Source organism: Streptomyces sp. NPDC037401, assembly GCF_055602345.1.
Genome location: NZ_JBVJWO010000052.1, coordinates 18,474 through 29,821, shown reverse-complemented (window position 1 = coordinate 29,821; position 11,348 = coordinate 18,474). Strand labels below are relative to the sequence as shown.

Genomic DNA, 11,348 nt, shown 5'->3' with positions numbered 1-11,348 from the left:
CCACCCCGGCCACCGGCGCCGCCGCATCAGGCACCACCCCCTCCCCCCCCCCCCTCCCCGCCCCCCCCTCCCCCCCCCCCCCCCCCCCTCCCCCCCCCCCCCCCCCCCCCCGCGACCGGTCGTCAGAGGGCGTGCTGGAACTGCCGCTCGACGTCGCCCGCCATGGTGTGCACGGTGATGAACTGCGGCTCGATGCGCATGTAGACGGGCTCGAAGAGCTCGCCGTCGACGTAGTGCGGTGCCGGGCCGAAGAGTTCCAGCTCGGCCGTGGTCGGCTCCACGACGTCGGCGGTGCCGGTGAACTGCACCGACCACAGCCGGCTGTCCGCGGAGTTGAAGTTGTCCGCGCCGTACGCGACGACGCTGCCGCTGCACGCCTGGTGGTACCCGAATCCGGCGTGCATGCGCAGGACCACCGTGCCGCCCACGACGATGTGCCGGGCGGCGGCGAGGAAGGGCAGCGCGCGCATGCTGGTGGCGACGCGGCCGTACGGCACGCGGCGCAGCAGTTCGATGGCGTGGACTTCCTCCGGGGACATGGGTCCACTCTTGCGGCACCGGCGGGGTGCCGGAAAGAGGACCCCGCCCCCATGATCGAGGACGTTGGTCCCGATACGTACCGCGTGTCGCCGGGCATCAGCGGCCGGAGCCGCACCCGCGGCGCCGCGCGTACCCCGGCGAGGCCCCCGGCGCCGCGCGTACCCGCGCCGCGCGCCGGGCTCAGCGCTTCTCGGCCTGGAGCCGGGCGACGTACGCCGCGGCCTGGGAGCGCCGCTCCATGCCCAGCTTCGAGAGCAGGCTGGAGACGTAGTTCTTGATCGTCTTCTCGGCCAGGTGGAGCCGCTCGCCGATCACGCGGTTCGTCAGGCCCTCGCCGATCAGGTCGAGGATCTTGCGCTCCTGCTCGGTGAGGTTCGACAGCCGGTCGTCGCCCTTGCCGTTCTTGCCGTCCCGCAGCCGCTCCAGGACCCGGGCGGTGGCCACGGGGTCCAGCAGCGACTTGCCCGCCGCGACGTCCCGTACGGCGTTCAGGAGCTCATTGCCCCGGATGGCCTTCAGGACGTATCCCGAGGCGCCGGCCATGATCGCGTCGAAGAGGGCCTCGTCGTCCGCGAACGAGGTCAGCATCAGGCATTTGATGTCTTCGTTCTGGGAGCGCACCTCGCGGCAGACCTCGACGCCGCTGCCGTCCGGCAGGCGGACGTCCAGCACCGCCACGTCCGGGCGCGTGGCCGGAATTCGGACCAGTGCGTCGGCGGCCGTTCCGGCCTCACCCACCACCTCGATGTCCGATTCGCTCGAAAGGAGCTCGTAGACGCCTCGGCGTACCACTTCATGGTCGTCAAGGAGGAATACCGTGATTTTTCCATCTTCGCGCACGGAGTCAGTTTCACACACTCACCTCTTCCCTGCCGGAGTTACCCGGGATAACGTGCCGTTGTTCCGGCCCCCTGCAAGGCTGTGACCAGTGGTTGTTCCCGAATCCTCGGATTTACTTGGATTTCCAAGCAAAATCCCAGGTCAAGTGGGGTTTCGCAGTTATGCGGAGCACTGGGTAACGTGCATAGCGCAGGGCACTCGCCGGGGCGACTGTCACGCCTGAATCCGGTCGAGTCGCACCCACCCCGTGCGCGGGTACCGATACAGGCGAGCCGCACTGGCCCCCGGACGACCCCGGGTGCCGGACCGACGGAGGAGCACACGTGACCGTGGAGAGCACTGCCGCGCGCAAGCCGCGACGCAGCAGCGGCACCAAGCGAGCTGCGGGCGCCGGCGCCCGCAAGACCGCCGCTGCCGCCCAGAGTGCAGAGCCCCAGCTCGTACAGCTGCTGACGCCCGAGGGGGACCGGGTCGAAGACGCCATGTCTTCGGAGTTCGCCCCCTACGTCGCCGACATCACCGCCGACGACCTGCGCGGGCTGTACCGCGACATGGTCCTGACCCGCCGTTTCGACTCCGAGGCCACCGCTCTGCAGCGGCAGGGCGAGCTGGGCCTGTGGGCCTCGCTGCTGGGCCAGGAGGCCGCGCAGATCGGCTCCGGCCGGGCCCTGCGCGACGACGACTACGTCTTCCCGACCTACCGCGAGCACGGCGTGGCCTGGTGCCGCGGTGTCGACCCCACCAACCTGCTGGGCATGTTCCGCGGTGTGAACCACGGCGGCTGGGACCCGACGAGCAACAACTTCCACCTGTACACCATCGTCATCGGCTCGCAGACGCTGCACGCGACCGGCTACGCGATGGGCATCACCAAGGACGGCGCCGACTCCGCGGTCATCGCCTACTTCGGCGACGGCGCCTCCAGCCAGGGCGACGTCATGGAGGCCTTCAACTTCTCCGCGGTCTACAACTCGCCCGTGGTGTTCTTCTGCCAGAACAACCAGTGGGCGATCTCCGAGCCCACCGAGCGCCAGATGCGCGTGCCGCTCTACCAGCGCGCCTCCGGCTTCGGCTTCCCCGGCGTCCGCGTCGACGGCAACGACGTCCTGGCCTGCCTGGCCGTGACCCGCTGGGCGCTCGAGCGCGCCCGCAACGGCGAGGGCCCGACCCTGGTCGAGGCGTTCACGTACCGCATGGGCGCCCACACGACCTCCGACGACCCGACGAAGTACCGCCGGGACGAGGAGCGCGCCGCCTGGGAGGACAAGGACCCGATCCTGCGCCTCAAGGCCCACCTGCTGGCGAGCGGCGCTGCCGACGACGCCTTCTTCGAGGGGCTGGAGGCCGAGAGCGAGACCCTCGGCAAGCGGGTCCGCGAGGTCGTCCGCGCCATGCCCGACCCCGACACCATGGCGATCTTCGAGAACGTCTACGCGGACGGGCACGCGCTCGTCGACGAGGAGCGCGCCCAGTTCGCCGCCTACCTCGCGTCCTTCGAGGAGGGCAACTGACCATGGCAACCGAAAAGATGTCGATCGCCAAGGCGCTCAACGAATCCCTGCGCAAGGCCCTGGAGACGGACCCGAAGGTCCTCATCATGGGCGAGGACGTCGGCAAGCTCGGCGGCGTCTTCCGCATCACCGACGGACTGCAGAAGGACTTCGGCGAGGAGCGGGTCATCGACACCCCGCTCGCCGAGTCCGGCATCGTCGGCACCGCCATCGGCCTGGCCCTGCGCGGCTACCGCCCGGTCGTGGAGATCCAGTTCGACGGCTTCGTCTTCCCCGCGTACGACCAGATCGTCACGCAGCTCGCGAAGATGCACGCCCGCGCGCTCGGCAAGATCAAGATGCCGGTCGTCGTACGGATCCCGTACGGCGGCGCCATCGGCGCGGTCGAGCACCACTCCGAGTCGCCCGAGACGCTGTTCGCGCACGTCCCCGGCCTCAAGGTGGTCTCCCCCTCGAACGCCGCCGACGCGTACTGGATGCTCCAGCAGGCCATCCAGAGCGACGACCCGGTGATCTTCTTCGAGCCCAAGCGCCGCTACTGGGACAAGGGCGAGGTGGACGTCGAGGCCATCCCCGGCGAGCTGCACAAGGCGCGCGTCGCCCGCCAGGGCACGGACCTGACGCTGGCCGCCTACGGCCCGATGGTCAAGCTCTGCCTGGAGGCCGCCGAGGCCGCCGCCGAGGAGGGCAAGTCGGTCGAGGTCGTGGACCTGCGCTCGATGTCGCCCATCGACTTCGACGGACTCCAGGAGTCGGTCGAGAAGACCCGCCACCTGGTCGTGGTCCACGAGGCCCCGGTCTTCCTGGGCACCGGATCCGAGATCGCCGCCCGCATCACGGAGCGCTGCTTCTACCACCTGGAGGCACCGGTGCTGCGCGTCGGAGGCTTCCATTCCCCGTACCCGCCGGCCCGCCTGGAAGACGAGTACCTGCCGGGCCTGGACCGGGTGCTCGACGCCGTCGACCGCTCGCTGGCGTACTGAGGAGAGGGCGTTGACGACGATGACGACGACACTGCGCGAGTTCAAGATGCCCGACGTGGGCGAGGGACTCACCGAGGCCGAGATCCTCAAGTGGTACGTCCAGCCGGGTGACACCGTCACCGACGGCCAGGTCGTGTGCGAGGTGGAGACCGCGAAGGCGGCCGTGGAGCTGCCGATCCCGTTCGACGGAGTGGTGGCCGAGCTGCGCTTCCCCGAGGGCACCACGGTCGATGTCGGCCAGGTGATCATCGCGGTGGAGACCGGGGGCGGTGCGGCCGCTCCGGCCGCCGCACCCGCCGCCGAGGCCGCGGCCCCGGCGGTGCCCGCGCCCGCCGAGGAGCCCGCGCCGGAGGGCCGCCAGCCGGTCCTGGTCGGCTACGGGGTCTCGCAGAGCTCGACCAAGCGCCGACCGCGCAAGGCCGCCGAGGCCCCCGCGGGCAGCGCCCCGGCTGCTCCGGCCGCCCCGGCCGCCCTCGTGGAGCCCGCCCCGGCGGCGCTCAACGGCCACGGCAGCCAGAACGGCCACGGCGGTGCGGCGGACGCGAACGGCACCGACCGTCCGCTCGCCAAGCCGCCCGTCCGCAAGCTCGCCAAGGACCTGGGCATCGACCTCGCGACGGTCGTCCCCACCGGCCCCGGCGGGATCATCACCCGCGAGGACGTCCACGCGGCCGCCGCCCCGGCGCCTGCCGCCCAGGCACCCGCCGCGCCCGCCGCCCCGGCCGTGCCCTCCGTGGCCACGGAGCCGGTCGCGGCCCCCGCCGCGCCCCAGGCCGCCGCAGGCCGGGAGACCCGTATCCCCGTCAAGGGCGTACGGAAGGTCACCGCACAGGCGATGGTCGGCTCGGCCTTCACCGCGCCGCACGTCACGGAGTTCATCACCTTCGACGTGACGCGCACGATGAAGCTGGTCGCGGACCTCAAGAACGACCCCGACCTGGCCGGTCTGCGGATCAACCCGCTCCTGCTGATCGCCAAGGCCGTGCTGATCGCCGTCCGCCGCAACCCGGACGTCAACGCGTCCTGGGACGAGGCGAACCAGGAGATCGTGCTCAAGCACTACGTGAACCTGGGCATCGCGGCGGCGACCCCGCGCGGCCTGATCGTCCCGAACATCAAGGACGCGCACGCCAAGACCCTGCCGGAGCTCTCCGAGGCGCTGTCCTCGCTGGTCGCCACGGCCCGCGACGGCAAGACCTCCCCGGCGGACATGCAGGGCGGCACCCTCACCATCACCAACGTCGGCGTCTTCGGCGTCGACACCGGTACGCCCATCCTGAACCCGGGCGAGTCCGCGATCCTCGCGGTCGGCGCCATCAAGGCGCAGCCCTGGGTCCACAAGGGCAAGGTGAAGCCGCGTCAGGTCACCACGCTGGCGCTGTCGTTCGACCACCGTCTGATCGACGGCGAGCTCGGGTCCAAGTTCCTCGCGGACATCGCGGCGGTCCTGGAGCACCCGAAGCGCCTGATCTCCTGGGCGTAGCCGCCCCTGCTCGCGGAAAGGGCCCCTGCCGGTACCGGCAGGGGCCCTTTCGCGTCCCGAAACCTGTTGTCCGGCCCGTTCCCCCGTGTGACGATCGTGATCACTCACACCGCCCGTGCCCGGAGGCCGCATGCTGTTCCGTCCCACCACCCTCGGTGAGCTCGACCGCGTCGCCACGTACCCGGCGACCGGCCCGGTCGGCTCGATACCCGAGGACCGCTGTCGCGAGGAGTACGCGGCCGGGCGGTTCCGCCCCGAATGGACCTGGGTCGCGGAGGCGGAGGACGGGGAGATCCTGGCCCGTGCCCTGTGGTGGGGCCGCGAGGACAGCACGCACCCGATCGCGCTGGACTGCCTGCACGTGCGTGACACGGTCGCCGGTCAGGCCGCCGTCGCCGCCGCCCTGCTCGACGCCGGCCACCGTGCCTTCCGGGAGGCCGGCGCCACCGTGCTGCCGCTGTACAACACCTCGCTGCCCGCGGACTGGCGTGCCCGGCCGCCGGTCGTCTCGGCGGTGTCCTGGCGGCAGGAGGCGGCCCGCGCGGCCGGCCTGACGGACGAGGTGGAGCGCCTGCGCTTCGAGTGGACCCCCGAGTCCCCGCTGCCGCCCGCGCCCGCCCGGCTGGTGTTCACCGAGGCCGACGACGACGCCTTCCTCGACGTCTTCGGGCGCCTGGCGGTCGGCAGCCTGGACGTCAACACCCGGCGCGAGCTGGCGGCGGTCGGCGCGGAGCGGCAGGCCCGCGAGGACATGGACTTCTACCTGGACTGCCCCGGCGAGCGCTCCTGGTGGCGGCTGGCCCGCTTCCCGGACGGCACGCTCGCGGGCCTCGCCCTCCCGTCGCGGACGCCGTACCACCGCAACGTCGGCTACCTGGGCGTGCTGCCGGAGTTCCGCGGTCAGGGGCTGATCGACGAGGTCCTCGGCTACATCACGGCCTTCCACGCCGCCGAGGGAGCCGACCGCATCACCGCCACGACGGACACGGTCAACGCCCCGATGGCGGCGGCCTTCCGCCGGGGCGGCTACGACGTGTCCGAAATCCGCCTGATCCTGGAGCCGCCCTCCTAGTGTTCGAGGACACGACCTAGTGGAGGGCGGTGGCGGTGAACCGGGTGGACGGGCTGGTGCGGCGGCTTGGGGCCGAGCAGGCGCGGGAGCGGGAGCGGGCCGCCGACGAGGCCTGTGACTGGCCGGACCGGCATGCGCCGGAGGAGGGGCGGCGGCTGGTGGCGGCCCTGGCGCGGGCCGCGGCGCGCGAGCGGGACGACGCGGCGCTGGAGTCGCAGCTGCACGCCCTGCTCCAGCTCGCCGCCTACGTCGACGCCGAGTCGGTGGCTCCCCTGAGGGAGATCGACGCGGCGGCGCTGCCCGGCGCACTGCCCGAGTACGTCAGCGACCTGCTGGCCGACGTGCCGTAACCGGCGCCCGGCACCCCGGCACCCCGGCACCCCGGCGCTCCGGGGAGCAGGTGCGCGAACGGCCGAGGGGCCGCCGGCACCCGTGTGCCTGCGGCCCCTCGTCCGACGTCGCCGGGCTCTTAGTCGAGCACGTCCGGTATGGCCTTCAGCGTGGCCGCCGTGGGCGTCGCGAAGGTCCAGTTCATGAGCTTCATCGAGTCCGTGTAGCGGTTCTCGTCCTTGAGCAGGACACCGATCACGGTCTTGCCGTTGCGCGTGGCGGCGAAGACGAGGCACTTGCCCGCGGGGGTGTTCGTGCCGGTCTTGACGCCGATGGCGCCCGGGTACTGGTAGCCGGGCTCCGGGTCGGTCTTCGCGCGGATCAGGAGGTTCGAGTTCTTCCACGAGTACCAGCGGGTGCGGCCGTTGGAGGCGGTCGCGGTCGCCTTGGCGAGCGGAGTCTTCACGACGGTCCGGAACGTGGCGTTCTTCAGCGCGTAGCGCGTGAGCTTCGCCAGGTCGCGCGGGGTGGTCCAGTTGTTGTTCGTGGGCGAGTTGCCGTCGAACGTGTCGAACTTGGTGTTGGTCAGGCCGAGCGCCTTGGCCTTCGCGTTCATCTGCGCGATGAAGTTCGTCTTGCGCGCGCTGAAGGTCGTGCCCTTGCCGAAGTTGTCGGCGAGCATGACGGCCGCGTCACAGCCGGACGGTGCCATCATCGCGTTCAGCGTGCCGCCGACCGTCAGCTTGTCGCCGACGAACAGGTACGCGCTGCTGCCGCCCACGGCGCGGACGTAGTCCGGGTAGGCCTGCTTGACCGTGAGCTTGCGGTTCAGGTCGACACCGGGCGTGGTGAGGACCACGAGCGCGCTCATGATCTTCGTGGTGCTGGCCATCGGACGCTTGGTGTCCGCGGCCTTGCTGTAGAGGGTCTTGCCCGTTGCGTTGTCGAACATGAAGGCGCCGGACGCGGTCACGGTGGGTGCTGCGGCCTGTGCGGGCGTCGCCAGCACAGTGCCCGTGACCACGGCGCCGGCGGTGAAGGTGACGGCGGCGGCTCTGCGCACACGCGTGAGGCTGAGTATCAAAAGTTGTCCCCGAGTTCGGTGATGTCCTCAGTGAGGCTAGTGCCGTTTCGGCTGGTGAGGGACCGCCAGCGGTGCGGGCCCTTGGTAGGGAGACAGTCTCAGCACCCGAAAGGATGCACGGAGTTGGTCACTCTTGACCATTCCGCAACCTTCGCTGCCCGATCAGTCGCTTCTGTGCGGATTCGAGCGGGCCGTGGGCGAACCGGCGCAGCCACAGCCGCGAACCGATCGTCAGAACCAGGCAGACCGCCGCCCACAGGCCCATCACCCACCACGGCCCGCTGTCCTCGAAGCGCTCGGCCAGCCCCAGCCCGATGCCGTAGCAGGCGAGCATGCAGAGCAGGTTCTGAAGCACGTACCCGGACAGCGCCGTCCGGCCGACCGAGGACAGCCCGGCCGTCACCGGTCCGGGGGTGCGGATCCGGTCCAGCACCCAGCCGATCAGGCCGAGGTAGCCGAGGGCGACCGCCGGAGCCGCCACGTACCGTCCGAGGGCGAAGAAGTCGTCGCCGCCCAGCGCGACGGCGGCGTTCAGCGGCAGGCCCAGCCCCAGGCCCCAGACCAGCAGCCGGCCCCGGATCCGGCGGCTCCGGGCGTCGTCGCCGAAGGCGCCCGCCCGGTACAGCCGGACGCCCAGCAGGAACAGGAAGACCAGCAGGCCGAAGGAGAACACCGGCTCGATGCGCAGCGCCAGGGCGTTCTCCAGGCGGAACCGCACCTGGTCCGGGTAGGAGCCGTGTGCGTACAGGTCCACCGCCGCCGTGGCGACCGGCTCCGCCGGGCCGTCGTCCTGCGCCACGAGGGCGAGCGTGACCAGGGACATCAGGGCGACGTGCAGGCCCGCCGCCGTCCACATCACCCGCCGCTGCACCCGCTGCGAGCGCGCCAGCAGCCAGGCGACCAGGAGGGCCGTCACGGCGTACCCCATCAGCACGTCCCACGCGAAGACCAGCACGAAGTGCACGGTCCCCTCCGCGAAGAGGAACACCGCGCGGCGGCGGTACGAGCCGGGCCACGGCAGGCCGCGGCGGCGGGCGGAGTCGTACTGGATGGCCAGGCCGACCCCGAAGAGGACGGTCAGCAGCGACAGGAACTTGCCGTCCGCGAGGAAGCGGAACACCGCCTCGGCGGGGTGGGTGCCCTCGAGCGAGACGCCGTCCAGGACCGCCCGCTCCGAGCCGGGTCCGGCGAAGATCCAGACGTTCGTCATCAGGGTGCCGAGGATGGCCGCGCCGCGCAGCACGTCGAGCAGCGGCAGTCGGCCGGAGGGCGCGGGCGACGGTGCGACGGGTGCCGCGGGGGCGGATGCGGAGGGCCCCGGGGAGGGCGCCGGAAGGGAGTTCGCCATGGATCCAGCCTCCCGGCGGCGCCCGCGCGACACCTCGTGCCGGTGGACGAAAGCCCCGTACATCCTTCGATGCACCGCGATCCGGCCATGGCCGACACCGGCCCGGCGTCCGGATGCCGAGACCCGCGGACCGTTGCACCCTACTTGTATCTATGCTGTGCGCATGCAGCACGCGCCGTCCGTTCCCCTCGCCCCCGCCAAGCAGCCGCCCGCCGCGGACCGCGTCTACCAGCACGTCAAACAGGGCGTCCTGGACCGCCGCTTCGCAGGCGGCACCCTGCTGACCGAAGGCGAGCTGGCCGAAGCCGTGGGCGTCTCCCGGACCCCCGTGCGCGAGGCGCTCCTGCGCCTGGAGACCGAGGGGCTGATCAAGCTCTACCCCAAGAAGGGCGCGCTCGTCCTCGCCGTCTCCGTCCAGGAGATCACCGACGTGGTCGAGACCCGGCGGCTGGTGGAGGAGTACACGGTCCGCCGGGCCGTCCCCGCCCCGCCCGCCCTCCTCGAACGCCTCGAAGCCCTGCTGCGCTCCCAGGCCGTCCATGCCGAAGGCGGCGACCTCGCGGCCTTCGCGGTCGACGACCGCTGCTTCCACGCGGAGATCGTGCGCAGCGCCGGGAACCAGATCCTGGCCCGCCTCTACGACCAGCTGCGGGACCGGCAGCTGCGGATGGGCGTGGCCGTCATGCACATGCACCCCGACCGCATCGCCCAGAACCTCGCCGAGCACACCGAGATCTACGAGGCACTGCGCGCCGGGGACGCCGACCGGGCCGCGGCGGCCGTACTGGCCCACCTGGGCCGCGTGGACGTGCTGGTCCGCGGCGGTGAGATCCGGTGAGCTCCGCCCCTCCGGTCCCCGCGGCCGCCGCCCCGCCGTCGGACCGGGACCGGGAACCGCCCGGCGGCCGGCGTGCCGTCTTCGTGTGGTCGATCGGCGTCGCCGTCTACTTCGTCGCCGTCATCTTCCGCACCAGCCTGGGCGTGGCCGGACTGGACGCGGCCGACCGCTTCCACGTCAACGCCTCCGCCCTCGCGGCCTTCTCGCTCCTCCAGCTGATGGTCTACGCGGGCATGCAGATACCCGTCGGCCTGATGGTCGACCGGCTCGGCACCAAGAAGGTCCTGACCCTCGGCGCGGTGCTGTTCACCGCCGGGCAGCTCGGCTTCGCGCTCTCGCCGTCGTACGGAATGGCGCTCGCCGCCCGCGCCCTGCTCGGCTGTGGCGACGCGATGACGTTCATCTCCGTGCTGCGCCTGGGCACGCGCTGGTTCCCGCCGCGCCGCGGGCCGCTGATGGCGCAGCTCGCCGGGCTCGTCGGGATGGCCGGCAACCTCGTCTCCACCCTGGTCCTGGCGCCCGTCCTGCACGGGGTCGGCTGGATCCCCGCCTTCGCGGGCAGCTCCGCGGCCGGCCTGCTGGTCCTGGTCCCGCTCGTGCTCTTCCTGCGCGACCACCCGGAGGGCCACGAGCCGGAGCCCGCCGCCCACCCCGGCGGCCGGGGCTACGTACGGACGCAGATCGCCGAGTCCTGGCGGGAGCCCGGCACCCGGCTCGGGCTGTGGGTGCACTTCACCACGCAGTTCCCGGCGATGGTGTTCCTGCTGCTGTGGGGCATGCCGTTCCTCGTCGAGGCGCAGGGCCTGCCACGGACGACCGCGGGCGCGCTGCTGACGCTCGTCGTCGCCTCGAACATGGCGCTGGGCCTGGTGTACGGGCAGCTCGTCGCCCGCCGCCAGTCCGCCCGGATCCCGCTCGCCCTCGGCACGGTCGCCGTGACCGCACTGCTGTGGGGAGCCACGCTCGCCCATCCCGGCCCGCACGCACCGATGTGGCTGCTGATCACCCTGTGCACGGTGCTCGGGGCCTGCGGACCGGCCTCGATGGTCGGCTTCGACTTCGCCCGCCCCGCGAACCCGGCGGCTCGCCAGGGCACCGCCTCCGGGATCACCAACATGGGCGGCTTCCTGGCCTCCATGACCACGCTGCTCGCCGTGGGCATCCTGCTGGACGCCACCGGCGACGACTACCGGATCGCCTTCTCCAGCGTGTTCGTCCTGGAGGCCCTCGGCGTCGCGCAGATCCTCCGGCTGCGGCCCCACGCCCTGCACCGCGAGCGGGAGCGGGCCCGCACGGTCACGGTCAGGGCGTGACCCCAC

General features: G+C 72.0%; 11 protein-coding genes. 7 read left to right on the top strand and 4 right to left on the bottom strand.

What is annotated here, in order from left to right; all coding sequences use genetic code 11:
* Positions 1 to 122 precede the first annotated feature (122 nt).
* Both ACZ7H1_RS35025 and ACZ7H1_RS35020 read right to left on the bottom strand, forming a co-directional pair.
* Entirely contained in the window at positions 123 to 539 is a 417-nt protein-coding gene (locus ACZ7H1_RS35025; RefSeq protein ID WP_470792301.1) for a pyridoxamine 5'-phosphate oxidase family protein, read from the bottom strand.
* A gap of 181 nt (positions 540 to 720) precedes the next feature.
* The gene (locus ACZ7H1_RS35020) at positions 721 to 1,380 is read right to left on the bottom strand and encodes a response regulator (RefSeq protein ID WP_470792300.1); all 660 of its coding nucleotides are present in this window, start codon (positions 1,378 to 1,380) and stop codon (positions 721 to 723) included.
* Positions 1,381 to 1,703: 323 nt separating this feature from the next.
* Between ACZ7H1_RS35020 and pdhA the strand changes: the two genes are divergently transcribed.
* The 5 genes from pdhA (at position 1,704) to ACZ7H1_RS34995 (ending at position 6,779) form a co-directional block, all read left to right on the top strand.
* Positions 1,704 to 2,891, top strand: a complete 1,188-nt coding sequence (gene pdhA / locus ACZ7H1_RS35015) for a pyruvate dehydrogenase (acetyl-transferring) E1 component subunit alpha (protein WP_470792298.1) — start codon at positions 1,704 to 1,706, stop codon at positions 2,889 to 2,891.
* Positions 2,892 to 2,893: 2 nt separating this feature from the next.
* Positions 2,894 to 3,874 carry an alpha-ketoacid dehydrogenase subunit beta gene (locus ACZ7H1_RS35010; RefSeq protein WP_470792296.1) on the top strand — a complete coding sequence of 327 codons (981 nt, stop codon included), beginning with the start codon at positions 2,894 to 2,896 and terminating at the stop codon, positions 3,872 to 3,874.
* A gap of 19 nt (positions 3,875 to 3,893) precedes the next feature.
* Positions 3,894 to 5,357, top strand: a complete 1,464-nt coding sequence (locus tag ACZ7H1_RS35005; RefSeq protein ID WP_470792323.1) for a dihydrolipoamide acetyltransferase family protein — start codon at positions 3,894 to 3,896, stop codon at positions 5,355 to 5,357.
* Between the two features lie 130 nt (positions 5,358 to 5,487).
* Complete coding sequence (locus tag ACZ7H1_RS35000; protein WP_470792294.1) at positions 5,488 to 6,429, top strand: GNAT family N-acetyltransferase; 942 nt, start codon at positions 5,488 to 5,490, stop codon at positions 6,427 to 6,429.
* Between the two features lie 29 nt (positions 6,430 to 6,458).
* Positions 6,459 to 6,779 carry a hypothetical protein gene (locus tag ACZ7H1_RS34995; protein WP_470792293.1) on the top strand — a complete coding sequence of 107 codons (321 nt, stop codon included), beginning with the start codon at positions 6,459 to 6,461 and terminating at the stop codon, positions 6,777 to 6,779.
* Positions 6,780 to 6,898: 119 nt separating this feature from the next.
* On the opposite strand, the gene ACZ7H1_RS34990 is transcribed toward ACZ7H1_RS34995, so the two are convergent.
* Positions 6,899 to 7,822 carry a D-alanyl-D-alanine carboxypeptidase family protein gene (locus ACZ7H1_RS34990; RefSeq protein ID WP_470792291.1) on the bottom strand — a complete coding sequence of 308 codons (924 nt, stop codon included), beginning with the start codon at positions 7,820 to 7,822 and terminating at the stop codon, positions 6,899 to 6,901.
* 148 nt (positions 7,823 to 7,970) lie between these two features.
* Positions 7,971 to 9,191, bottom strand: a complete 1,221-nt coding sequence (locus tag ACZ7H1_RS34985) for a DUF418 domain-containing protein (protein ID WP_470792289.1) — start codon at positions 9,189 to 9,191, stop codon at positions 7,971 to 7,973.
* A gap of 163 nt (positions 9,192 to 9,354) precedes the next feature.
* Here ACZ7H1_RS34985 and ACZ7H1_RS34980 point away from each other — a divergent pair, with 163 nt between their 5' ends.
* Both ACZ7H1_RS34980 and ACZ7H1_RS34975 read left to right on the top strand, forming a co-directional pair.
* Positions 9,355 to 10,029, top strand: coding sequence for a GntR family transcriptional regulator (locus ACZ7H1_RS34980; RefSeq protein WP_470792287.1), 675 nt, complete (start codon positions 9,355 to 9,357; stop codon positions 10,027 to 10,029).
* Positions 10,026 to 11,342 (top strand): MFS transporter, encoded by a 1,317-nt coding sequence (locus ACZ7H1_RS34975; RefSeq protein ID WP_470792285.1) that lies wholly within the window; start codon positions 10,026 to 10,028, stop codon positions 11,340 to 11,342. The genes ACZ7H1_RS34980 and ACZ7H1_RS34975 overlap by 4 nt, the downstream gene beginning before the upstream one ends.
* The last annotated feature ends 6 nt before the right edge of the window (positions 11,343 to 11,348 follow it).